This window comes from Fulvimarina manganoxydans, from assembly GCF_900176465.1.
Classification (GTDB): domain Bacteria; phylum Pseudomonadota; class Alphaproteobacteria; order Rhizobiales; family Rhizobiaceae; genus Fulvimarina; species Fulvimarina manganoxydans.
Genome location: NZ_FWXR01000009.1, coordinates 80,260 through 103,743, shown reverse-complemented (window position 1 = coordinate 103,743; position 23,484 = coordinate 80,260). Strand labels below are relative to the sequence as shown.

At 64.0% G+C, this 23,484-nt stretch carries 21 protein-coding genes; 11 read left to right on the top strand and 10 right to left on the bottom strand.

The genetic code is table 11. The features are described from left to right. The first annotated feature begins 3 nt into the window (after positions 1-3). The 3 genes from B9A15_RS22985 to cobI are packed head-to-tail and all read left to right on the top strand — an operon-like array spanning position 4 to position 3,535. Complete coding sequence (locus tag B9A15_RS22985; RefSeq protein ID WP_170923274.1) at positions 4-1,572, top strand: precorrin-8X methylmutase; 1,569 nt, start codon at positions 4-6, stop codon at positions 1,570-1,572. Then, entirely contained in the window at positions 1,569-2,819 is a 1,251-nt protein-coding gene (cbiE, locus tag B9A15_RS11610) for a precorrin-6y C5,15-methyltransferase (decarboxylating) subunit CbiE (protein ID WP_084410249.1), read from the top strand. Before B9A15_RS22985 ends, cbiE begins: the two co-directional genes overlap by 4 nt. Further along, a complete protein-coding gene (cobI, locus tag B9A15_RS11605; protein WP_084410248.1) occupies positions 2,816-3,535 on the top strand; it encodes a precorrin-2 C(20)-methyltransferase in 720 nt (239 codons plus the stop codon). Before cbiE ends, cobI begins: the two co-directional genes overlap by 4 nt. 4 nt (positions 3,536-3,539) lie before the next feature. On the opposite strand, the gene B9A15_RS11600 is transcribed toward cobI, so the two are convergent. Both B9A15_RS11600 and B9A15_RS11595 read right to left on the bottom strand, forming a co-directional pair. Next, a complete protein-coding gene (locus B9A15_RS11600; protein WP_084410247.1) occupies positions 3,540-4,115 on the bottom strand; it encodes an HD domain-containing protein in 576 nt (191 codons plus the stop codon). Between the two features lie 124 nt (positions 4,116-4,239). Beyond that, positions 4,240-5,343, bottom strand: a complete 1,104-nt coding sequence (locus B9A15_RS11595) for a Gfo/Idh/MocA family protein (protein ID WP_084410292.1) — start codon at positions 5,341-5,343, stop codon at positions 4,240-4,242. 215 nt (positions 5,344-5,558) lie between these two features. On the opposite strand from B9A15_RS11595, the gene B9A15_RS11590 reads away from it, so the two are divergent. Together B9A15_RS11590 and B9A15_RS11585 are read left to right on the top strand one after the other, a co-directional pair. After that, the gene (locus B9A15_RS11590) at positions 5,559-6,836 is read left to right on the top strand and encodes an O-acetylhomoserine aminocarboxypropyltransferase (protein ID WP_084410246.1); all 1,278 of its coding nucleotides are present in this window, start codon (positions 5,559-5,561) and stop codon (positions 6,834-6,836) included. Between the two features lie 106 nt (positions 6,837-6,942). Further along, positions 6,943-7,290, top strand: a complete 348-nt coding sequence (locus B9A15_RS11585) for a cupin domain-containing protein (RefSeq protein WP_084410245.1) — start codon at positions 6,943-6,945, stop codon at positions 7,288-7,290. A gap of 89 nt (positions 7,291-7,379) precedes the next feature. Here B9A15_RS11585 and B9A15_RS11580 read toward each other — a convergent pair whose 3' ends face one another. From B9A15_RS11580 to hslU, 6 genes are all read right to left on the bottom strand, one after another. Then, positions 7,380-9,047 (bottom strand): TRAP transporter large permease, encoded by a 1,668-nt coding sequence (locus B9A15_RS11580; protein WP_084410244.1) that lies wholly within the window; start codon positions 9,045-9,047, stop codon positions 7,380-7,382. A gap of 5 nt (positions 9,048-9,052) precedes the next feature. After that, positions 9,053-9,733 carry a TRAP transporter small permease gene (locus B9A15_RS11575; RefSeq protein WP_084410243.1) on the bottom strand — a complete coding sequence of 227 codons (681 nt, stop codon included), beginning with the start codon at positions 9,731-9,733 and terminating at the stop codon, positions 9,053-9,055. A 149-nt stretch (positions 9,734-9,882) separates the two neighbouring features. Continuing rightward, a complete protein-coding gene (locus tag B9A15_RS11570; RefSeq protein WP_084410242.1) occupies positions 9,883-10,896 on the bottom strand; it encodes a DctP family TRAP transporter solute-binding subunit in 1,014 nt (337 codons plus the stop codon). A gap of 536 nt (positions 10,897-11,432) precedes the next feature. Then, a complete protein-coding gene (locus tag B9A15_RS11565) occupies positions 11,433-12,791 on the bottom strand; it encodes a sigma-54-dependent transcriptional regulator (RefSeq protein WP_084410241.1) in 1,359 nt (452 codons plus the stop codon). A 16-nt stretch (positions 12,792-12,807) separates the two neighbouring features. Beyond that, positions 12,808-14,577 carry a sensor histidine kinase gene (locus B9A15_RS11560; RefSeq protein WP_170923273.1) on the bottom strand — a complete coding sequence of 590 codons (1,770 nt, stop codon included), beginning with the start codon at positions 14,575-14,577 and terminating at the stop codon, positions 12,808-12,810. Between the two features lie 329 nt (positions 14,578-14,906). Next, positions 14,907-16,208, bottom strand: coding sequence for an ATP-dependent protease ATPase subunit HslU (hslU, locus tag B9A15_RS11555; RefSeq protein ID WP_084410239.1), 1,302 nt, complete (start codon positions 16,206-16,208; stop codon positions 14,907-14,909). A 274-nt stretch (positions 16,209-16,482) separates the two neighbouring features. On the opposite strand from hslU, the gene B9A15_RS11550 reads away from it, so the two are divergent. Together B9A15_RS11550 and B9A15_RS11545 are read left to right on the top strand one after the other, a co-directional pair. Continuing rightward, positions 16,483-17,064 carry a hypothetical protein gene (locus B9A15_RS11550; protein ID WP_084410238.1) on the top strand — a complete coding sequence of 194 codons (582 nt, stop codon included), beginning with the start codon at positions 16,483-16,485 and terminating at the stop codon, positions 17,062-17,064. 6 nt (positions 17,065-17,070) lie between these two features. Continuing rightward, entirely contained in the window at positions 17,071-17,262 is a 192-nt protein-coding gene (locus B9A15_RS11545; RefSeq protein ID WP_084410237.1) for a hypothetical protein, read from the top strand. A gap of 91 nt (positions 17,263-17,353) precedes the next feature. Here B9A15_RS11545 and B9A15_RS11540 read toward each other — a convergent pair whose 3' ends face one another. Next, a complete protein-coding gene (locus B9A15_RS11540) occupies positions 17,354-18,091 on the bottom strand; it encodes a DUF4396 domain-containing protein (protein ID WP_084410236.1) in 738 nt (245 codons plus the stop codon). Positions 18,092-18,390: 299 nt separating this feature from the next. On the opposite strand from B9A15_RS11540, the gene B9A15_RS11535 reads away from it, so the two are divergent. From B9A15_RS11535 to B9A15_RS11525, 4 genes are all read left to right on the top strand, one after another. Then, a complete protein-coding gene (locus tag B9A15_RS11535) occupies positions 18,391-19,326 on the top strand; it encodes a hypothetical protein (RefSeq protein ID WP_139798350.1) in 936 nt (311 codons plus the stop codon). 210 nt (positions 19,327-19,536) lie between these two features. Then, positions 19,537-19,671, top strand: a complete 135-nt coding sequence (locus tag B9A15_RS23640) for a hypothetical protein (protein ID WP_280173793.1) — start codon at positions 19,537-19,539, stop codon at positions 19,669-19,671. Between the two features lie 258 nt (positions 19,672-19,929). Next, on the top strand, positions 19,930-20,820 hold the full coding sequence (locus tag B9A15_RS11530) for a D-alanyl-D-alanine carboxypeptidase family protein (RefSeq protein ID WP_084410234.1): 891 nt from the start codon (positions 19,930-19,932) through the stop codon (positions 20,818-20,820). Positions 20,821-20,986: 166 nt separating this feature from the next. Further along, a complete protein-coding gene (locus B9A15_RS11525; protein WP_084410233.1) occupies positions 20,987-22,360 on the top strand; it encodes a glycosyltransferase family 4 protein in 1,374 nt (457 codons plus the stop codon). On the opposite strand, the gene B9A15_RS11520 is transcribed toward B9A15_RS11525, so the two are convergent. After that, positions 22,312-23,457: an FAD-dependent oxidoreductase gene (locus B9A15_RS11520; protein ID WP_084410232.1), complete on the bottom strand. Its 1,146-nt coding sequence runs from the start codon at positions 23,455-23,457 to the stop codon at positions 22,312-22,314. The genes B9A15_RS11525 and B9A15_RS11520 overlap by 49 nt on opposite strands. Between the last annotated feature and the right edge of the window lie 27 nt (positions 23,458-23,484).

Sequence of the window (23,484 nt, the reverse complement as noted above, 5' to 3'; positions counted from 1 at the left end):
GGCATGGCTCTCTTCGATGCCTTCGCCATCGTCGATTGGTCGGCGGCCAACACGCCGACCACCGGCAAGGATTCGATCTGGATCGCTCTCGGCGAGCGGGAGGAGGGCACGTTCCGGCTGATCGAGACGGTCAATCCGCCGACCCGCTCGGCGGCGATGGCGCGTCTGCGCCAGTTCTTCCGCGACGCTTTGGCGGCTGACAAGCGGGTCTTTGCCGGCTTCGATTTCCCATTCGGCTATCCGCGCGGGGCGGCCGGGGCGATCGCCGGCACCGACGACTGGTCGGCGCTTTGGTCCTTCTTCGCCGACAGCGTCCAGGACACCGATTCCAACACCAACAACCGCTTCGAGATCGCCGGTCGGCTCAATCGCGACCGGCTCGCTTTTGCGCCGATGTTCTGGGGCCGCCCGGAATTTCAGGACATTCCCGGCCTGCCGCCGCGCCGGCCCGAGCCCTATCCCGACGCGCTGCCGGAGCGGCGCTTGTCGGAGGACCGTGCGCGAAAAGCCCAGCCGGTCTGGAAGATGCATTATGTCGGCAGCGTCGGCAGCCAGGCCGTGACTGGCATGGCGCGGCTGGAGCAGCTGCGCCGCGACGAGGAGTTTGCCGGCAAGATCGCCGTCTGGCCCTTCGAGACCGGCTTTGCCGACAAGCTGGACGCGCCGATCACCTTTGCCGAGATCTATCCGGGCCTGTCGCAGATCGAGAAGGGCGACAAGTCCTGCCTCGACGAGGCCCAGGTCGAAACGCTCTGCGAAGCCTTTGGCCGCTTCGACGCAGAGGGCCGCTTCGAGGCGTTGCTCGCTGCTCCCGCCGACCTCCAGGGCGAGGACAAGCGCGCCGCCCTGATGGAAGAGGGCTGGATCGTCGGCCTCGGCTATCGCCTGTCGGACGAGGTGCCGAGCGAGCACGACAATTCCGGCATCGCCGTTCCCAATCGCCGCCTTCATTATATCCGCGAGCCGTCGCGCATCTATGAGGAGAGTTTCCGCCTCGTGCGCGAGGCGACGGATCTCTCACGCTTTCCCGAAGAGGCCCATGACCTCGTCATCCGCATGGTCCATGCCTGCGGCATGCCGGAAATCGCCGAGAGTCTCGTCGTCTCGGAGGGCGCGATCGCGGCCGGGCGGGCGGCGCTGGAAGCCGGCGCGCCGATCATCACCGATGCAGAGATGGTCTCCCACGGCATCATCGTTTCCGGCCTCAAGCAGCAGAACAAGATCGTCTGCCGTCTCAACGATCCGCGCACCCGGCGCATCGCCGAGCGGGAGGCGACGACGCGCTCCGCCGCCCAGGTCGATCTGTGGACCGACGTCATGGAGGGCGCGATCGTCGCCATCGGCAATGCGCCGACGGCGCTCTTCCGCCTGATCGAGCGGATCGAGGAAGGCGCGCCGAGGCCGGCCCTCATCCTGGCCTTGCCCGTCGGTTTCGTGGGGGCGGCCGAATCCAAGGCCGAACTTCTGCGCGACGATCGCGGCGTTCCCTTCGTCACCCTTCCCGGGCGTCTCGGCGGCAGCGCGCTGGCGGCGGCTGCGGTCAATGCGCTCGCCTCGGGGCTTGGCGAATGACACGGGACGGCGAGCCCTGGCTGACCATCGTCGGCATCGGCGAGGACGGGCTCTCGGCCTTGTCCGACGAGGCGCATATGGCGCTGGCCGGCGCCGAAGCGATCTTCGGCGGGGAGCGCCATCTGTCCATGCTCGGCAGCAGCCATGCCGAGCAATTCGTCTGGACGACGCCCTTTTCCGACAATCTCGACGCGATCGAGGATTGGGAAGACCGGCGCGTCGTGGTGCTCGCCTCGGGCGATCCCATGTGGTTCGGCGTTGGCGCGATCCTCGTCAAGCGCTTCGGCACTGAGGCCGTCACCATCCTGCCAGGGCTCTCGGCCTTTCAACTCGCGGCCGCGCGGCTCGGCTGGGCGCTGGCCGATGTCGCCTGTCTCACCGCCCATGGCCGGCCGGTCGAGGCCTTGATGCGGAGTGTCCTGCCGGGCGCCCGGCTTCTGGTGCTGACCGGCGGCGAGGAGGGCCCGCGCGACATCGCCAGGCTGCTTACGTCCAGAGGCTACGGCCAGAGCCGGCTCGTCATCTGCGAGGCGATGGGCGGCTATCGCGAGCGTCTGAGGACGACCAGCGCCGGTGCCTATGATTTCGACGATGTCGATCCGCTGAACGTGGTCGCCGTCGAATGCAAGGCGGGACTTGCCGCCGAGCCTCGCCCCTGCGTTGCCGGTCTGCCGGACGATGCCTTCGTCCATGACGGCAAGATGACCAAACGGGTCCTGCGCGCGCTTGCCATCTCCGCTCTGGCGCCTTTGCCGGGCCAGCGCCTGTGGGATGTGGGCGCGGGTTCGGGCTCGATCGCCATCGAATGGCTGCGGGCCGGAACGCGTCTGTCGGCCATCGCCATCGAGCCACGCCCGGAACGCTGTGCCATGATCGCCGAGAACGCGCTCACCCTCGGCACGCCCGAACTCCTGATCCTCGAAGGCGAGGCGCCGGAAGCGCTCGCCGATCTGCCGAGCCCCGACGCGATCTTCATCGGCGGGGGACTGACGGACGGCGTGTTTCAGGCCTGCTGGGCGGCCTTGAGGCCCGGCGGGCGGCTCGCGGCCCATGCGGTGACGCTGGAATCGGAAGCGATCCTCATCGAGCTTCATGCCCGCTTCGGCGGCGAGTTGATGCGCATCGCTGTCGAGACCGCCGCGCCGGTCGGGCCCTATCACGCCTTCAAGCCGTCGATGACGGTCGTTCATTGGCATGTGGAAAGGCCGCTTGGCGCGAGCTTGCGCCGGGGCGAAGGCCCGGCATGAGCGTTCCTCCCGCCACGCTCTATGGTCTCGGCGTCGGGCCGGGCGATCCAGAGCTTCTGACGCTCAAGGCCCATCGTATCCTCACCAGCGCGCCCGTCGTTGCTTATCCAAAGCCTGACACGGGCGAGAGCTTCGCCCGCTCGATCGTCGCCGGTTACTTGCGCAAAGAGCAGGAGGAGATCGCGATCGAGGTGCCGATGCGCGTCGAGCGCTTTCCGGCGGCCGAGGTCTATGAGGCCGCGGCCAAGCGCATCGCGGCGGATCTGAAGGCGGGGCGCGACGTCGCCGTCCTGTGCGAGGGCGATCCGTTCTTCTACGGCTCCTTCATGTATCTCTTCGAGCGTCTGGCCTCGAAATTCCCGACTGAGATCGTGCCGGGCGTCTCCTCGGTCATGGCGGCGGGCGCGGCGAGCGCGAGGCCGATCGCGGCCCGCAACGACGTCTTCACCGTCATTCCGGCCCCGCTCGAAGATCGCGAGATCGCCACACGGATCGCGTTGTCGGAAGCCTTCGCCATCATCAAGCTCGGCCGACATTTTATGCGCGTGAAGACCCTCATCGAAACTCTGCGGCTGACCGGTTCCTGCCGCTATTGCGAGCGCGTGAGCCTTGCCGAGGAGCGCGTCATGCCGCTGGCTGAGGCCAGCGACACGGCGCCCTATTTCTCGATGATCCTCGGCTATCGGGGAGCGGAAAAGGCGATCAGAGGCCGCTAAGTGCTCATGCCTTCGAGGTAGCCTCGCGCTTGCGGGTCTCGGCGTCGAGAATCGCCCGGATACGGGCGAGCAGGGGATCGGCGTCGGTGCGCGATCGTCCATAGGAAAGATTGAAGCCGTAGTCGAAATCGGGGGGATTGGCGCCCTGATTGTGCTGGAGGATCGTCTCCAGCTTGTCGAGGCCTTTCGCAATCACCGCCTCGCGCGAGCCGGCGCTGTCATAGTCGTCCCAGAGATCCAGAATCTCGTCGCGCATCGGAGCCGGGAGGGGCGCCGTCAGGCTCTGAAGATCGGCCCGCTCGCGCGCGGACCGTCCGTCGTCCGGGCTCTGATCGGTCGCCGGTACGTCGCCGGAGATCGCTTCGCCGAGATCGTGGACGACGAGGATCTTCAAAAGCTTCAGCATGTCGATCTCGCCGAAGGATCTGGAGAAGACCAGCGCCATCAGCATGAGCCGCCAACTGTGTTCGGCCGTGCTCTCCGGCCGGCCTGTCGAGGTATGGCCGCTGCGTAGCGTGTCCTTCAACGCCTCGGCCCGGCGCAGGAAATCGAGCGTCGCGATGATCTCAGGCTCGGTCATGCGGGAGGTCCTGATGCGTGGGTCACGATGACGTTTCGAGGAATACGGTCCGACCGAGAGGCTTTCGTGTGATGAATCCCCGGCCCGGACGGGCCGAGGATGATGAGCGAGGACGTCCCGCTCATTACTCCATCGGCACGTCCGTATTGACGAAGTCCGGCACCTTGGCGAGGGGAAGCTCGCGTTTCTCGTCCTTCGAAATCCGGCGCTGTCGCGAGCGCGGCTCCAGCTTCTGCGGCTCGCCGGTTTGAAGCGCTCGCTCGATGGCGGCGAGGACGATCATATCGCACAAGCCCTCTTCGCCATTCGGCTCGGGATCGCGATCGTTGAGGATACAATCGGAGAAATACTCGGTCTCGCCGCCGAACTGGTCGACGACGGGCGCCTTGTGCTCGCTGGTCTCGCCGTCCTTGGTGAGGCGATAGGAGATCGCCGTTCCCTCGCCGAAGCCGAAGGCGGGCATCGCCTCGATGATGCCGTCCGAGCCGACCAGATGAAACCGGTCGATGCTCTCGGCCGAGTAAGACAGGGTGAAGCTCGCCGTCCGTCCCTCGGTGAAGCGCAGGATGACGCTCACAGTGTCGTCGCAGTCGAGGCCTCGCTCGGTGCGCGTGCCGATCGCCATGACTTCGATCGGCTCGGCCTCGAAAAGATTGCGCACGGCATTGATCGGATAAGCGCCCATATCCGGCACAGGGCCGGCCCAATAGCCGTGCTGGGCCCGGTGATTGGAGGGTTTGACGGTCTGGGAGAAGGTCGATGTGAAGAAGCGCGGCTTGCCGATGACGCCCTTGCGCACGGCCTCGACCATGGCGACCGTGCCCGGCTCGCAATGGAGGCGATAGGCGACCATCAGCTTGGCGCCGGAGGCTTTGGCCGCCGCCTCGATCGCCTCGGCATCCTCCATCGAGACCTCCATGGGCTTTTCGAGGAGGACGTGAATGCCGGCCTTCAGCGCCGGCTCGGCGAATTCGCGGTGGCGGAAATTCGGCGTCGCCACATAGACCGCGTCCACCGTGCCGCTCTTCAGCATCTTATCGTATTCGTCATAGCCATAGGCGTCGAGGCCGTAAGCGTTGCCGAGGCCCTTGGCCTTTTCCGGGTCGCCGGTGACGACGGCGGTCATGATCGAGTTGCTGGTCTGGCCGACGCCCGGCATGAACGCGCCTTGCGAGATCCAGCCGGCGCCCACCACCGCATAGCGGATCTTTCCCTCGATGCTTGGCAAAGTCGTCTCTCCTGTCTTGATCTCGCACGGCCGATCCCGGCGCCGGTCGTTTCGCCGAATTTGGCGCGATGCGAGCAAATTGATTGCTGATAACCGCGAGAAAACGGGTTGACCCATCCTCGCCGTGCCATGGGGACACATGGTAAGGCGGTCGCTCCAAGGAGAAAGCCGGCGAGGCGAATTTCTTTGCCGGACAAGGGAAGGAGACAAACGATATGAGCGGACCGAATTTCGAGACCCTGGCGATCCATGCGGGTGCGCAGCCCGATCCGGTCACGGGGGCGCGGGCGACGCCGATCTATCAGACGACGTCCTTCGTCTTCGACAGCGTCGATCACGCCGCGTCGCTGTTCGGCCTCCAGCAGTTCGGCAATATCTATACCCGCATCATGAACCCGACCCAGGCGGTTCTGGAAGAGCGAGTCGCGGCGCTCGAAGGCGGCACGGCCGCGCTCGCCGTCGCCTCGGGCCATGCCGCCCAGCTGATCATCTTCCAGGCCTTGATGAGCCCCGGCGAGGAATTCATCGCTTCGCGCCGGCTTTATGGCGGCTCGATCAACCAGTTCGGCCATGCCTTCAAGAGCTTCGACTGGCGGGTGAAATGGGCCGATCCGGCGGATATCTCCACCTTCGAGGCCGCGATCACCGACAAGACCAAAGCGATCTTCATCGAATCGATCGCCAATCCGGGCGGCGTCGTGGTCGATATAGCCGGCATCGCCGAAATCGCCCACAAGCACGGCCTGCCGCTCATCGTCGACAACACCATGGCGACGCCCTATCTCTGCCGGCCGATCGAGCATGGCGCCGATATCGTCGTTCATTCGCTGACCAAATTCATGGGCGGCCATGGCAATTCCATGGGCGGGGCGATCGTCGATGGTGGCAAGTTCGACTGGTCGAAGTCGGGCCGCTATCCGATGCTGTCGGAGCCGCGGCCGGAATATAACGGCATCGTTCTTCACGAGACCTTCGGCAATTTCGCCTTCGCCATCGCCTGCCGCGTGCTCGGCCTGCGCGATCTCGGACCGGCGATCTCGCCCTTCAACGCCTTCATGATCCTGACCGGTATCGAGACGCTCTCCTTGCGCATGCAGCGGCATTCGGACAATGCCAAAGCGGTCGCCGAGCATCTGAAAGGCCATGACAAGGTGTCCTGGGTCTCCTATGCCGGGCTCGAGGACGATCCCTCCCATGCCAATATGCTCAAATACAGTCCCAAGGGTGCCGGCGCCGTCTTCACCTTCGGTCTGAAGGGCGGATACGAGGCGGGCGTCACCTTCGTCGAAGCGCTCGAACTCTTCTCCCATCTCGCCAATATCGGCGACACGCGCTCGCTGGTGATCCACCCGGCATCGACCACCCACAAGCAGCTCGCCGACGAGCAGAAGATCGGCGCCGGCGCTGGTCCCGACGTCGTGCGCCTGTCGATCGGCATCGAGAATGTCGCCGATCTCATCGCCGATTTGGATCAGGCCTTAGCGAAGATCTGATCGCTGGAAGATGCGGCATTTTTTGCGCTGCACCACTGGTGGTCTCGGCTCGTCATCCTCATATGGCGCCGACCCGAGGGAACCTCGACCGACAGGAGGGTGAGCCATGAGCGAGACAGTTCTGCGCATCGCGAAAGAAGGCGTGGCCGTGGAGACGGGCACGCCGCCCAAGGAGAAGGTTCGAAGCGGCCGGCCGGGCTTCAAGACCTGGAATCTCGAAGATGACGGCAACGGCCTTTATGCCGGGATCTGGGAAGCCTCGGTGGGCGAATGGGACGTCGACTATAGCGAATGGGAGTTCTTCCACATTCTCGACGGTGTCTCGGTCCTGACCGAAGAAGGCGGCGAGCCGATGAAGCTCGTCGCCGGCGACAGCTTCGTCATTCGGCCCGGCTTCAAGGGCCGCTGGAAGGTCGTCGAGCCGACCCGCAAGCATTACGTCATCAAGACCTGATCGGTCTCAGCCCGTCATTCATGACAAAAAGGCCCGGCGCTGGATGGCTGCGCCGGGCCTTTTTCGTTCCTTGGCAGAGTGCCGGATCGTTACCGCACCATCAGTTCCGGCCCCATCAGGCTGTAGGGCAACCAGGTGGACAGCGCCGGGACATAGGTGACGAGGATGAGGAAGACGAAGAGCACGCCGACAAAGGGCATGGCCGCCTTAACCACCCTCACGAGGCTCATGCCCGTGATGCCGGATGTGACGAAGAGGTTGAGGCCGATCGGCGGGGTGATCATGCCGATCTCCATATTCACCACCATGATGATGCCGAGATGGACCGGATCGACGCCGAGCTCCATCGCGATGGGGAAGACCACCGGCGCGACGATGAGGAGGAGGCCCGAGGGCTCCATGAACTGGCCGCCGATGAGCAGAAGGATGTTCACGGCGATGAGGAAGGTGAACCAGTTGAAGCCGTAATCCAGCATCAGGGCGGTGATCGCATCGGGGATGCGTTCGGCCGTCAGCGTGTGGGCGAAAAGCAGCGCGTTCACGATGATGAACATCAGCATGACGGTCGTCTTCGAGGCGTCGACCAACACCTTCTTCGTCTCGGGATGGAAGCAGCCGGGGACGAATTTGGTGCCGATGAGCTTGAAGTTGCGCCCGAAGATCGGCAGGCCCGCGGCGAGCGTGCCTGGCAGGGAGCCGAAGCCACCACCGGCCGTGATTGTGCCGCCGTTGGCGCCTGCCACGATCAGGCCCTTCGAGCGCCAGACCGCATAGGCGATCATGACGAGAAGAGCCGGAATGCCGCAAAGCACCATGCGCTCGCCGAAGGACAGGGTCGAGCCGTCCGGTCCGGCGGTCGCGAAGAAGACCATGATGAGGGCGACGACGAGGAAGGAGAGGCCATAGGTGATGGCGTTGAAGCCGATCCGGGCGCGCGCGCCGTCGCTCTCCAAGACCCAGGGCTCACCCTTGAGCGGTCCCATGTCGCGATAGACGAAGACGGCGATGAGGAAAGAGTAGATCGCGGCGACTGCCGCCGCCTCGGTCGGCGTGAAAACGCCGCCATAGATGCCGCCGAGAATGATGACGATCAGGAACAGGCCCCAACCTGCGGTCTTGCCGTGGGACAGGATCTCGCCGAATCCCTTCCACTCTTCCGCCGGCAGGTTCTTGTAGCGCGCGACGATATAGATCGCGCCCATCAGCATCAGGCCGGCGAGAAGGCCGGGGATGACGCCGGCCAGGAACATGCGCCCAACCGAGACGTCGGTCGCCGCCGAATAGACGACCATGACGATCGAGGGCGGGATCAGGATGCCGAGCGTGCCGGCATTGGCGATGATGCCGGCCGAGAACTCTTTCGAATAGCCCACCTTCTGCATGCCGGCGATGGCGATGGTGCCGATCGCGACGACGGTTGCCGGCGAGGAGCCCGACAGCGCCGCAAAGAGCATGCAGGCGAGCACCGAGGCCATGGCAAGGCCACCGCGGAAATGGCCGACCGCCGCGATGGCGAAGTTGATGAGCCGCTTGGCGACGCCGCCCGTCGACATGAAGGCCGAGGCCAGGATGAAGAAGGGGATGGCGAGGAGCGTGTAGTTCTGCGCCGCCGTGAAGAGCTGGATCGCCACCGAGGACATGGAGTCCGAGGAGAAGAAGGCGACGACGATAAGGGCGGGCAGGCCGAGCGAAATCGCGACCGGCACGCCCATGAAGAGGAAAAGGAGAACGAGGACGAGAAGGACGGTCGATTCCATTGGGGTCAGTCCTTCAGAATATCTTTGTTCTCGGCGACGAGGTCTTCAGCCTCGTGTCCGGCGATGATGAGTTCGCGCTTGCCCGTCGCGATCTCGACGATCGCCTGGAGCGCGCGGAAACCGAGAAGGGCGAGACCGATGGGGAGGATCAGATAGGCGATCCAGCGCTGGACGCGCTCCTGGAGCCCGAAGGTCTCCTGCATCCATTCGGGATAGCGAAGATCATCAAGGCCGATGCCGATCTGGAAGAAGCGCTGCCAGTAGAAGACCGCGCCGCCGGAGGAATCGGCGCCGAAGATGCGAAGCCAGTCGGCATTGAGGAGGATCAGCGCGTAGAGCAGCGTCGCGCCGGCGCCGAACAGCGCGGCGAAACGGAAAAGCGGCTTGGGAAAGGCGCGGATCGCCGCGTCGACGCCGAGATGGAGGCCCGTCTTCAGGCCATAGCTCATGCCGAACAGGATGATCCAGGCAAACAGGATGCGCGTGAATTCTAGAGCCCCCGACCAACCGGTGTTGAAGCCGTAGCGGGCGATCACCTGGACGAAGGAGACGAGCGTGATCGTGGCGAGGAGCAGGGCGAGCGCGTTCTCCTCGAAGCGCGTGACGGCCTCGGGCGATCGGCGCTCCCAGAGGAACAGAAGGGCGATCAGCGCAAGGATCGCCAGATAGGGCCAGATGCCGGCCATGACGCAAAAACCTCCCTCGGACGCGAGCCAAGCGTTCGAGCCGCCGGCGTCTCGACTGAAATGACGTTGTGAACAGCGGAAAAACTGGGTGCGGCCCGGACCTCATCTCGGCCGGGCCGCAAGGCGCGGTCTCACCGCGCCCGTGACGCTCAGTTCGAGGAGTTCGAGGCGACCGCTGCGTCGATCAGATCCTGACCGATATCGTCGGTGAACTCGGCCCAGACCGGCTTCATCGTGTCGACCCATTGCTGACGCTGCTCGGCAGAGAGCTCGCGCACGGTGCCGCCGGCATCGATGATGTTCTGGCGGTTCTTCATTTCCGTCTCGGCGACGGCCGCATTGGCTTCCTGCGTGACCTCGTCGGCGATCTTGACGAACTGATCGCGGACATCCGGCTCAAGGCCGTTCAGCCATTCGGTGGAGGTCACGAGGAGATAGGCGAGAAGCTGGTGATTCGTCTCGGTGATGCCGTCCTGAACCTCGAAGAACTTTTGGGTGTAGATATTGGACCAGGTGTTCTCCTGACCGTCGACGACGCCGGTCTGCAGCGCGCCATAGACCTCCTTGAAGGCGAGCTTCTGGGCCGAGCCGCCCATGGCCTCGATCATCGCCTCAGCGACATCGGAGGTCTGGATGCGGAATTTCAGACCATTGGCGTCGGAAGGAACGAGCAGCGGCTTGTCGGCCGAGAACTGCTTGAGGCCCGACGACCAATATCCAAGGCCGGTATAGCCGACGTCTTCCATGATCGTCAGCATGCCCTTGGCGGTATCGGAGGTCGTGAAACGGTCGACCGCATCGAGGTTTTCGAAAAGGAAGGGCAGATCGAACAGGCGATATTTGAGGGTATAGGCCTCGAATTTCGACAGGGACGGTGCGGCAAGCTGCACATCGCCCAGAAGCAGAGCTTCCATCACCTTGTCGTCGTCGAAGAGAGTCGAGTTCGCGAAGACCTGCATGCAGGCCTTGCCGTTCATCTCGTCATTGACGCGGTCGGCAAATCGCGTGGCTGCATCGCCCTTCGGATGGCCGGTGGCTGCCACGACATGGCTGAATTTGATGACGATTTCGCCGTCGTCGCAAGGATCGGTCTGAGCGTTCGCGCCGGTCGCGGCGAGGCCGAGGGCAAGAGCCGATGCAGCAGCGAGAAGAATGGACTTCATGGGTTGGACTCCTCCGCGGCGGACATGCGCGTCCGCCTTTGAAATCAAGGGCATCGGCCACGGATCGGGCGCGATGCGTATCGTCACGGCGGAGGGACGAGCCGGTCTCGATCGAATGGACCCTGTCTCCCGAAAGATCAGATCCGATCGAACCCGAACGGCGCCTCCCGTCGCCGCGATGATCAGCGTTCTGCAAGCGGCGTGCCAAGAACGGGGGGCGGGCCAAAAATGCCGATGCCGTCTTGCCGCGTGGAGGAAGTCAGATCGGGCGCTCGCAAAAAAATCGTATGTGCGTCAATGGCTTGATAATATTACGGGTGAGAGTACAAAAAAGATCGCAGCAGGCGGAACCGTTTCTCGGGCAGCGCGTTAGCTTCCCATTCAACGCTCACCCTTTATGTGATGTGTCGCGCGCTACCCATCTTGGTTGTTGCTATGGGTAGCTTTCAACGCGGCTAATCAGAGATTGGCGCGTTCCCATCTCCTGCTTATGAGCGCACGAACTCGGCTCGCCTCATGCGGTCCCCGTATCGGTCTCAATCCTCCGGCGCTTCGCGGCTTTCGATCCCCAATCGCTTCATCTTGTCGTAGAGGCCTTTGCGGGAAATCTGTAGCGTCTCATAGGTCGGGCGCAGCGCGCCGCCATTGCGGGCAAGCTCCCCCTCGATGATCGTCTTTTCGAAGATCGCCAGACGATCGGCCAGAGAGCCGGTGACGGGTAGATCGGCCTGAAACCCGCCCGTCTCCTGCGTAAAGCCATGCCACATGCCAAGCACGAAACGATCGGCGTAATTGCGCAGCTCACGGACATTGCCCGGCCAATCATGGGCGGTCAGCTGAAGCTCGAGCCGATGATCGACCGTCGGAATTTCGCGCCGAAAGCGGGCCCGGGCCTCGCGCGCCAGATGAAAGAAGAGGATCGGGATATCCTCTCGCCTCTCGCGCAAAGGCGGAATGTCCAGGGTGACGACGCTCAGGCGATAATAGAGGTCAGGCCGAAAGCGGGATTCGGCGTCTTCGAGATCGGTCTTGGTCGCGGCGACGAAACGGACATCCAGCGGGATCGGCTTGTTGGAGCCGAGGCGCTCGATGGATCGCGTCTCGATCGCGCGCAGGAGTTTGGCCTGAAGATCGAGCGGCATGGATTCGATCTCGTCGAGAAAGATGGTTCCGCCGGATGCGTGCTCGAGCTTGCCGATCCGTTGTTTGGCTGCGCCCGTAAACGCACCGGGCTCATGGCCGAACAATTCGGATTCGATGATGTCGGCGGGCAAGGCCGCGCAGTTGATGGCGACGAAATTGCCCTTGGCCCGGCCGCCGAAATCGTGGAGCGCGCGCGCGACGACCTCCTTGCCGGTTCCCGTCTCGCCAAAGACGAGCACGTCCACATCGGTATCGGCGAGCGCGCCGACCTGTTCGCGCAGACGCTTGATACCCAGCGAACGCCCGACAAGGCGCAGAGCCATTTCGTCGCCGCCATCGAGCGTCGATCGAAGAATGCGGTTTTCGAGAACCAGCCGGCGCTTTTCCAGCGCCCGCTCCACCACCGTATAGAGGCGCGAGACGGGGAAGGGCTTCTCGATGAAGTCATAGGCGCCGATGCGCATGGCATCGACCGCCATCTGCACGTCGCCATGGCCGGTGATCAGAATGACGGGGAGGGTGGGGTCGATAGCTAGTGCCTGGCGCAACAGGTCGAGCCCGTCGATCCCTGGCATCCGGATGTCGCTGACGGCGACGGCGTAAGCATCATGACGGATCTGCGAGAGAAGCGAGGCGCCGTCGGAATGGACGCGCACCGGCAGGCCTTCCAGCTCCAGACCTTGGGCGAGGGCATCGCGAAGATCGTCGTCATCGTCGACGAGATGGACGACCGGTTGTCCGGCATCGGTCATCGGGCGCCTTTCCTGGTCATTCGGCAGCGATCGAAGCCCTATCGGACCTGACGAGGAAAATGGCAAATCGCGTGCATCCCGGGCGCGTCTCGTCCAGCCGGATGGCGCCGCCGAAATCGGCGAGAATGTTGGAGACGATGGACAATCCGATGCCGATTCCTTCGCCGCTCGCCTTGGTGGTCACGAAGGGCTCGAAGATGGTGCGCGCGATATCGGGCGGAATGCCGGGGCCGTCGTCTTCGACTGTGATCGTGATCTCGCCGTCCTGCGGTTCACGCCCGCCGAGCCGGATGGCGATATGGCCCTCGTTCCGGCCAGCATTGGCGTCGACGGCATTGTTGAGGAGATTGACGAAGACTTGGGAGAGGCGAACCCGCCCGCCCATGACCTCGACGTCGCGAATGGCCGGATCGATGGAAAGCGACATGCCGGCTTTCTTCAGGCGTGGCCGGACGAGGATCATCGCCTCGTCCATGACCGGGCCGAGCGCCACTTGTCCGACGCTGGTGCCGGGCTTTCGCGCGAAGGCGAGAAGCGTCTTCGACAATTCGGCCATGCGATCGGTCATCTTGGCGATCGAGCCGAGATTCTTCGACACCATGTCGGGGCGCTCACGGGCGAGAAACCGATCGGCATTGTCGGCATAGGTCCGGATCGCGGCGAGCGGCTGGTTGAACTCGTGGCCGAGCGCGGCGGCCATCTGTCCGAGACCGGCGAGCTTGGCGGCATGGACGAGCTCGGACTGGGTCTTGCGCAACTTGTTCTCGGTCGCGCGCCGCTCGACGATTTCCGCTTCGAGGCTTCGATTGGCCAAGCTCAAGGCGCGGGTGCGGTCGCGCACGATGCGCTCCAACTTGAGCGCAATCGCCCGATCGCGTCGTTCGCGCAGGATCGCCTGCTCGCGGCGTCTGAGAAGAACCGCGAGACCGACGGCAACGACGAGTAGGGCGAGCGCCGCGATCAGGCGGCCGGCGGTCGCCGCCGCCTGGGCCGGCCGCTCATCGGCCAGGACATGCAGGCGCCAGTCGAGAAGCGGCAGATGCCGCTCGATATCGATATAGGGGATCGTCTCGCCATTTGGCGAAAGAGCGGGGCCGCCGGGCGGAAGGGTGCTTGCATCCGCGAGCCGCCAATCGGCCCGGTTCGACAGGAAGACACGGCCCGCCGTGTCGGACAGATAGATCGGATTGGTCGACAGCGCCCAGGTCGATTCGACGTTCTCGAAGCCGACCAGGATCGCGATATGGCCGAGAAGCTCCGGGCCGCGTTTGAGGGCGAAGACGAAGGCATAAGCGCGCTGTCCGTCGCCAAGGACGAGGCTTTCGCGGCCGAGCCGCCCTTGAGCCGAGGCTTTGAGCGCTTCGGCGATCTGGCCCTTCGGATCGGCGATCCGGCCGCGCGCCGAAGCGATCAGCCGGCCATCCGGCTGGACCAGCGCAACGTCCAGCGCTCCTGACAAGCCAGCGATGAGTTCGGCCTGTTGTCGGGCGATGTGCGGATCGGTGGGCGTTTCCGTTGCATAGAGCGCTTCGATCTCGCCCATTCGGGCAAGGAGAGGTGGCAGCAACCGATATTTGTCGAGAATGCCGTTAAGGGTTTCGGCCTGGACATTGAGGGTCTCGACCGCCGAGCGCACGAGAAAGGCGCGTGCATCGTCGGCGGCCCATCGCCCGGCGAACGGCACCAGGATGGCGGCGAGGGCGAGGATCGTCAGGGCGACGACAAGCCGGACGAACCAGAAACCGCGATCGATCTGGCGCCGGCTGCCGGCGGGCCGCTTCGGCATGCCCGCGAAAGCCTGCGCGGCTTTCGCATTTACAACGCTCCCGATCGCGCTCGCCTCGCTCAATCGCCCGATCCCGCCTTCGTCCGATGCCTCATTCTTTGCGGCGACTATGGCGCAAAGTCGCGCGGATCGGGAGACAGGGTGAGGGAAGAAAAGGCCCATCCGGACGCGATGTCGCGCGGATGGGCCCTGCGGATCGGCAAGTTGTCTCGCTTCGGGTCGCCTCTTCGAGCGTCGGGCGATCAATCAGGATCGCCCGACGCTCTGTCCCTCTCCAATACCGCGCCGGGTTGTCGAAAAACCGGTATCCACTTTTTCGCCCGGCGCTCTTAAAGGATGAAGCGCGACAGGTCGGTGTCCCCCGCAATGCCGTCCAGCGCCTTATGGACGTAGTCGGCGTCGATCTTATAGGTCTCGCCGCCCTTGTCCGGCGCGTGGAAGGAGATGTCGTCGAGGACGCGCTCCATCACGGTCTGGAGCCGGCGGGCACCAATGTTCTCCACCGAGCCGTTCAGCTTGACGGCGGTGTCGGCGAGCGCATCAATCGCGTCGTCGGTGATGTCGAGGGTCACGTTCTCGGTCGCCATCAACGCCACATATTGCTTGATCAGCGAGGCCTCGGTCTCGGTGAGAATCCGGCGGAAATCCTCGCGGGTCAAAGCGCGCAATTCGACCCGGATCGGCAGGCGGCCTTGAAGCTCCGGCAAGAGGTCGGACGGCTTGGACACATGAAAGGCGCCCGAGGCGATGAACAGGATATGGTCGGTCTTCACCGGGCCATGTTTCGTCGCCACCGTCGTTCCTTCGACGAGCGGCAGGAGATCGCGCTGAACACCCTCGCGGGAGACGCCGGCCGAATGGCCGTCCTTGTTGGCGACCTTATCGATCTCATCGAGAAAGACGATGCCGTTGTTCTGGACGGCCTCGATCGCCTCGCGGGTCACTTGTTCCTGGTCGAGCAGCTTGTCGGACTCTTCGCCGATCAGAAGCTCGTAGGAATCGCGAACCGTCGTGCGGCGCTGCTTGGTGCGGTTCATCGCCTTGCCGAACATTTCCGACAGGTTGAGAACACCGATATTAGCGCCCGGCATGCCGGGAATGTCCATGCCGCCCAGCGGATTGCCGGTGTCGGCGATCTCGATGTCGATCTCCTTGTCGTCGAGTTCGCCCGAGCGCAGCTTCTTGCGGAAACTGTCGCGGGTCGCGGGCGAGGCCGACTTGCCGACGAGCGCATCGAGAACCCGGTCCTCGGCGCCCTGATGAGCCTTGGCGCGAACCTCCGCGCGCTTCTTCTCGCGCACGAGGCCGATGCCGATCTCCACGAGGTCGCGGATGATCTGCTCGACATCGCGGCCGACATAGCCGACCTCGGTGAACTTGGTCGCCTCGATCTTGATGAAAGGGGCGCCGGCGAGCTTGGCGAGGCGCCGGGAAATCTCGGTCTTGCCGACACCCGTCGGCCCGATCATGAGGATGTTCTTGGGCATCACCTCTTCGCGCAGGCCCGGCTCCAACTGCTGGCGGCGCCAGCGATTGCGCAGGGCGACCGCGACGGCGCGCTTGGCGTCGCTCTGGCCGATGATGTGGCGGTCGAGTTCCGAAACGATCTCGCGGGGGGAAAAGTCAGTCATGTCTCGTCTGGGTTGGGTGGCTTTCAGAACACTGCCTGGATAGGCGCAGGGTGAAAGCCATATCGAGGATTGGTACGATGCGTCCGCGTCTACATGGTGCCCTGAACAAGCGAACGCCAGACCCGCACCGGATCGGACCCCGACGAACACGGCGCTGGAGGGGAAAGCGGCAGCGCTCACTTGCGCGATGCGCGAATGCGAAATACGAAAAGTTGTAGAAACTGCCCCATCGTTCTGTCCCGCGAAATGCGTCCGAATGGCCGTCGGTTCGTGAATGGCTTTCTTCCCGCTTTCCCCGCTCGATCTCGACTGCGCAGATCTCGTTCTGACACCGGGCCGCCGCGATGGATTTGAACATCTCTGCGGCTATGAAATGACGAGCGAACGACGGATCGGTCCCAGGACCGACCGGAAAGCGGCAGCAATCCTCTTTCCCTTCGCCTTGATCGCAGATTTGAACGATGCGCAAAATCGCGTGTTTCTTCACCACAATCATCCTTCGAGCCAAGCACTCAGTCCGACGGATCTCAGGCAGGTTCTCGCCTTCCCTGGCCTTGCTGCCCTGTTTGCCCACGGCCATGACGGGTCGAGCTATGTTGCGAAACGTGGCGGGAACCGGCTCGGCGAACGCGCTATTCACGAGGCGGAAGTCGCTGTTGCGAAAGCGTTCGGGCAGGCGGTGGGCGATGGTCATCTCCACCGCGAAAATGCAAAAGCCTTCTATTGTCACGCGATCGCGATATTGCTGATGGAGCGCCCCGCGATTAATTATGAGTATCGGTTCAGCCGAGTCATCGATCGCAAATTTCGGCGGGTATTCGGCGATGACCGTGGGCTCATACCACTGATAGGGTAACGAGACATGAAAACGTCCGGCGCCTTGATCGATCCCCCGACGCCCTTCGATAGCGTCGAAGCATGGGAGCGGTTCATCGAAGACATCCGCGGGCTTGCCGATAGCAGTCCCGAGGCGCGCGAAGAGCTCAATCGTGCGCGCGACATGGTCGAGGCCTTGCGGGCCGAAGAGCCGGGCCAGCTGAATTTTCATATCTGACCTGGAGCACGGCTTCCAACCAAATGAAGAGGGCCCGTTTGTCTGGGCTGGCCTCCAGTTCAAGCTATGTGACGGAGCCGCCGATCAGGCCTCACATCGCCTCCTTGATCCCCCGGCCGATCAGCCAGCGATTCACCGGATAGGCGGTGACGAAGCCGCAGATCATGGCGATCTGCATCGCGGCCCAGAATTCCACCATGGAGACGTCCAGCGCGACGCCGAGAAGGGCGCCGAAGATCGCGAAATGGGCGAGCGCCATGAAGCCATACATGCCGACCTGCCAGGACGTCAGCGACAATGTATCGGCCTTCAGCGAGGCGATCAGCGCCTGGCCAGCCCCCATATCCGGATTCATCGGCTTGATCGAGGCATATTGGAAGGCGATGCCGAAGAGGAAGGCGAGGATGTAGTCGAGGATCCAGACCGCGAAGATCTTGTCCGCAAAGATCGTCTTATAGCCGAACCAGAGCGCGACTGCCGGGACCATGAAGGCCAGGGTCTCGGCGATGATGTCGCCAAGTGTGCAGCCGGCGCCGCAATGGGTGGCGCCCTTGCCGATCTTGGCGGCATAAGGCGTTTCGGCCATATGCGGCATCGGCTCGTCGCGCTCCATGGCGGCCTTTGCGATGTCGTCGCGTCCCAGCCGGCCATAGCGTTCATAAAACCAGATGGCGAGCGGTCCGGCGTAAAGGCCGGTGATCGGCCAGACGACGTTCATCACGCCCATATGCTGGGGATGGCGAACCACCTTGACGAGGAGATAAAGGAACGAGCCAAGCCCCGTCAGGACCATGCAAATTGAAAGGATGTGGAGCCAGTCCGGTATCATGCAAACTCCCTGACCGCGGATCGCAAGACGCCTGAGAGGAAGCCGGGCGTCAGCGCCGCCGAATTGAACCGAGTTGGTTGGCCAACGTCTGCGACATGGTTTTGTTCGCAACCATCGGCTTCGAAACACCACGATGTCTTTCGCCGGGCACAGGCCTTCGCCCATTCTCCCTGTTCGATCCGCGCCGAGTTCTAAGGGTTCCCAAGGCTGGGCTTCGTCGTCATGGGGGGCTGGTACGAAGAGCAAAATGCCTCTCCCTGTCCTCGACACACCGGCTCGCCTGACGCATGGTTCCGCGCGTGATCCGACCGCTTCTTTCCCCCCTTCGCTTCGCCGCTCGCCTCGGCCCCTGGGCCCTCGTCATCGGGCTGGCAGTGGGTATTCTCTTTCCAGGTCTTGCCTCGACGGTTCGGCTCGCCCTGATGCCGTTGATCGCAGGCATCCTCTTCGTCTCGGTTCTGCGGCTCGATCCCGAGGCGGTGACGAGCGCCCTTGGCCATGCGCGGCAGGACGTGCCGATCGTTCTTGTCCTGCAACTTGGGCTTCCGCTCGGCTTTGCGGCTCTCTTCGCGGCCGCAGATTGGTCCGGGCCCTATGCAGCCGTCCTGATCCTGACTGTCGCGGCCGCGCCGATTGCCGGCGGCGCTGGGCTTGCAGCCCTGACGGGCCTCGACGGCGCCACCGCATTGCGGCTTCTCGTCTGGGGAACGGCGCTGATCCCGGTCACCTCGATCCTGCCGCTGCGCTTCGCGCTGGCCGAAAGCCCGGCGGGGATCTGGCTGCCGGCTTTCAAGCTCCTCCTTATCGTCGCTCTCTCGGGTGGCGCGGCACTGGCCGTCCGGCGCTGGATGCTTGCCCAGCCGTCTTCCGGCGATCGTCAGGCGCTCGACGGGGCCGGTGCGATCCTGCTCTCGGCGATGGTCGTCGGGTTGATGGACGAGATCCAGCCCATGCTCATCAGCGATCCCTTGGGGCTCTTGAAGGTTTTCACCCTCGCATGCGCGGTCAATTTCGGGCTCCAGCTCGCGGGCGCTCTTCTTCTGAAGCCTTTAGGCGGGGCGGCGGATCGGCGCGGCGCCATGGCACTTGTCGCGGGAAATCGCAATCTGGCGCTGTTCCTCGTCGCCCTGCCGCCCTCCAGCATGGATGCCATGATGGTCTTCGTCGGCTGCTATCAGATCCCCATGTTCCTGACGCCGCTCATCATGCGCCGCTTCTATCGCTGGCTGGGCTAACGACCGCCGTGCCGGGGCGAGACTGCCCGGGGGACGTCGTTCGCCCCCGTGGGATCAGCCGTCATCATTGCTTTGACGTGACGCAATCGCGAGCGGACCGACCTGGAACGGCTGATCTTTGTTCCCCGTTGCCGATCGGTAAGGGCCGCCGGACCTTGGTCGCCCTTTCCTTTCGACTTGCGTGGCTTTTGAGGAAGAAGGGTCGGATATATGCGTCAGCGCTTCATCATCGTCGCCATGGCGGGGCTCGCTCTGTTCATCCTCGTCGGGATCGGCGCCTTTTATCTGGCCGGTCTGTCCAACATTCCGGAGGGCGAGATCGCCGAGCCCGAAAATCCACTGTGACGAGAGCTTCGACCGTGCGCCCGAGCGACGGGTGCGCCTCTCCTTCGGCAGTCTGGCCCGCTGCGAACCTACTCGCGAGCACCCGTCGCGGTTCAGCGATCGATGATGCTTTTCGGGGGCGAAACCCTTGAAACCTGTGGCCCCTCCAGCACAGACGGCGAAAGCCGTTGGCGAGAGGCCGAGCGTGATTTGACCCCCGCTGAACTCCTCCCCATAGCTTGAGAAACATCTCGCTTATGGGGTTTTCTTTTGCGATCCATGCGCAGCCTCGACGCCTTGCGGAGCCTTTTCCGTCGGCCGCTCGCCCTTCTTGTCGCACTCGTTCTTCTTGCCGGCTGTCAGTCGACGACGCTGACGGCCGACGGGTTGATGCAGCCGTCGCGTCCGATCGCTGCCGCAGCCTTCGGCGAGGTCGAACGGCGCGGCCATTCGGCGCTTGTCATCGACTATCAGAGCGGGCGCACCCTTTTTGCCGATCAAGCCGACGAATTGCGCTACCCGGCCTCGCTGACGAAGTTGATGACACTCTATCTCGTCTTCGAGCAGCTGAAATCGGGGCGCCTGTCGAAAGATGATCAGCTGCTGGTCAGCGAGAATGCCGCCTCCAAGCCCCCCTCGAAACTCGGTGTCGAAGCGGGCGAGACCATTCCCGTCGGCCTCGCGATCCAGGCGCTGGCGACGAAATCGGCCAATGACGTCGCCACCATCGTCGCGGAAAATCTCGCCGGATCGGAGGGTGCCTTCGCCGCCTCGATGACCGCCAAAGCGCGCTCGCTCGGCATGAACCGGACGCGCTTTGCCAATGCCTCTGGCCTGCCCGATCCGGGCCAGATCTCGACGGCCCGCGACATGGCGATCCTGGCACGTGCGCTCATGTCCCGCTTCCCCGAATATCTGCCGATCTTCGCGGTGCCTTCTTACGAATACCGCGGCAAGACCTATCGGGCGACAAACAAGCTGCTCGGCAAGGTCGCGGGCGTCGACGGGCTGAAGACGGGTTATATCAACGACGCCGGTTCCCATCTCGTGGCGACGGTGAAGCGCGGCGGCAGACGGCTGATCGTCGTCGTACTCGGGGGGAAATCCGGTCGCGAACGCGACGAAGAGGTGACAGCCCTCATCGAACGCTTCGCCGGGCCAGGCTTCTGACCGCTTTTCCATCGACGGGGTTCTGTCGGTCCTGCCTGTTGACGTATATGAGGCAAAGGGCGCCGAACCCGATTGATGGATCCCTGCCGAAAGGGTGCGGCGAGACGATGCCGGGCGTTCAGGGAAGACGCCTCCACGTCTTGAATGAACTTGAACACGGTTGAACATGCCTGAACTCGACGAGACAGCCTCATCCGCCCCGCCGGCCGAACGCCTGCGCGTGATCGGAAATGGCTGGGCGCTTCATCCGCCGCGCAGCGGCGTGGGCGTCTATACCTACGAACTCTTCAGCCGTCTGGAACGCGAGCGTGACCGGATCGACTTCCGCATCCTGATGGGGTCGGAGCTGATGGATCTGGCGAGCGCACTCGCTTATACGGAACGCCGGCCGGAGGAGCCGCCGCGCTTCAAGGCCGCCTGGACGAAATTTTCCTTCGACTGGCGTCGCCCCATTCGAGGCATCCGCCATGCCGGCATCGTCGCCTATCACACGGCGCATTCCGGCTTCAGCCCGATCCGGCGCATGCTTGGACGCACGCCCGTGATCGGGGATCAGCTCAAGCGCTTGTCGAAATTCTATCGCGAGTCTCGCGGCGCGCGCGCCATCGAGCAGCAGAAGGCCGAAATCGATTGGCGCGAAGAGCCGGTGGTCTTCCACGAGCCGAATTTCGTCACGCCCTTCCTGTCCGACCAGCTGGTGGTGACCGTCCACGACTTTTCCTTCGTCCGCTATCGTGAGCTGCATCCCGTCGAGCGTCTCGAATGGCTCACCGAGGGGCTCGATCGTACGATCCGTGGGGCCTCGCGCATTATCGTTCCGAGCGAGTTCACCCGGACCGAACTGCTCGAGATGGTGCCGGAACAGGACCCGGAGCGGGTCCATGTCGTCGGGCTCGGCCATGCACCCGACTTTCGACCGCGAAGCGCCGATGAGTGTGCGCAGAGGCTGAAGGATTACGATCTGGCCTATGGGCGTTATTGCCTGTTCGTCGGCAATCTCGAGCCGCGCAAGAATCTGGTCACGCTTCTTGCCGCCTACGAACGGCTTCCGGACAGCTATCGCCGGGCAATGCCGCTCGTTTTGGTCGGCGCAAAGGGGTGGCGCGACGCCGATATTCTCGCTCGGGTCGAGGCGCTGGAGGTGCGGGGCTTCGTGCGCCGTCTCGGTTTCGTGCCGAGCGAGGACTTGCCGGTCCTTTATTCGGCGGCCGGCCAATTCGTCTATCCGACCATCTATGAGGGCTTCGGGCTTCCGGTTCTCGAAGCGCTGGCGAGCGGCGTGCCGGTGATCTCGACTCGTGCCGCCTCGATCCCGGAAGTGGCCGGGGACGCGGCCCTGCTTCTTGAGGATCCGCGCGACGTCGACGGGCTCGCCGCCGCGATCCGTCAGTTGCAGGACGAGCCGGCCCTTGCCGCCGAAATGGTGGAAAAGGGGCTCAGGCAGGCGCGTCGTTTCTCGTGGGAGCGCTGCGTGTCCGAGACGCTCGACGTCTATCGCCTCGCGGCCGAAGACGCCTCGACGAGCGTTTCGAAGCGCTGAACGAAGCGTCGGTCGTTCCAGTCCTTCCAGCGAAAGACCCAGCGTCCTTCGAGGGAGATGCCCCATTTGTCGGCGACCGCTCGGCCGTCGGCGGTGGAGAGGAGCGTGAGCCACTGCGCCTGCGGCCGGTAGGTCTTCAGCCTCTTGCCGCGCGCGGCGCGGCGCAGATTGGCGGCGAGGATCGGGCCTTCGCGAACGGCGAAGACGCCGGCTTTCGGCCGGGGCTCGGGCAGCGCCGCGATGTCGCCCGCCGCAAAGAGGCTATCATGCGAGAGGCTGCGAAGATGGTCGTCGACCCGGACGAAGCCGGCCTCGTCGAGCGTCAGCCCCGTTGTCTTGAGCCAGGAGGCTGCCGAGCTTCCGGTCGCCCAGATAAGCGCATCGGCCGCGACGTGCCGCCCGTCCGCGAGAGTGGCGCCGCGCTCGTCGCTGGTGACGACCTCCGAGCCGAGGAAAAGGGCGATCCCCTTATTCGTCAGCGTTTTCCGCAACCGGCGGCGCGTGCGCGTCGAGCGCTCCATCAGGATGTCGGGCTCGGCACCGACGAGGGAAATCGTGAACGGCCGACCGTCCAACTCGTCCGACAGTCGGCGACGAAGGGCGAAGGCGAGTTCGACGCCGGCCGCGCCGGCGCCGATGACGGCAAGGCGGACGCAAGCGTCGCGCGCTCTCAGACGGGCATCGGCGAGAATGGTATCGACGGTTTCGGTGAACCGATCGATCGGCTTGACCGGAATGCCCGCCGCAGTCTCGGCGCGGCGCGGTTGCGATCCGATGTCGAGCGAGATGAGGTCATAGGCGAGTTCGGCGCCGCCTAAGAGTTGGGCGGAGCGTTTTGCGAGATCGAGCCCGACGACTTTGCCAAGGCGAAACCCAGCACCTGCGGCGCGGGCAAGGCCCGCCGCATCGATGGTCATTTGGCGCTCGCTGTAGAAACCGGCCAGATAGCCGGGCAGCATGCCGGAATAGGGGGTGCGCTCGGCGGGCGTGACGAGGGTCAGGCGTATGCCCGGCTCCAGCCGCTTGGCGAAAGCCTCCAACACCTGGACATGGGCGTGGCCGGCGCCGACGAGAAGGATATGAACCGGGTCCCTCATGGCGCCGTTGCATCCTGTCCTGTCGTC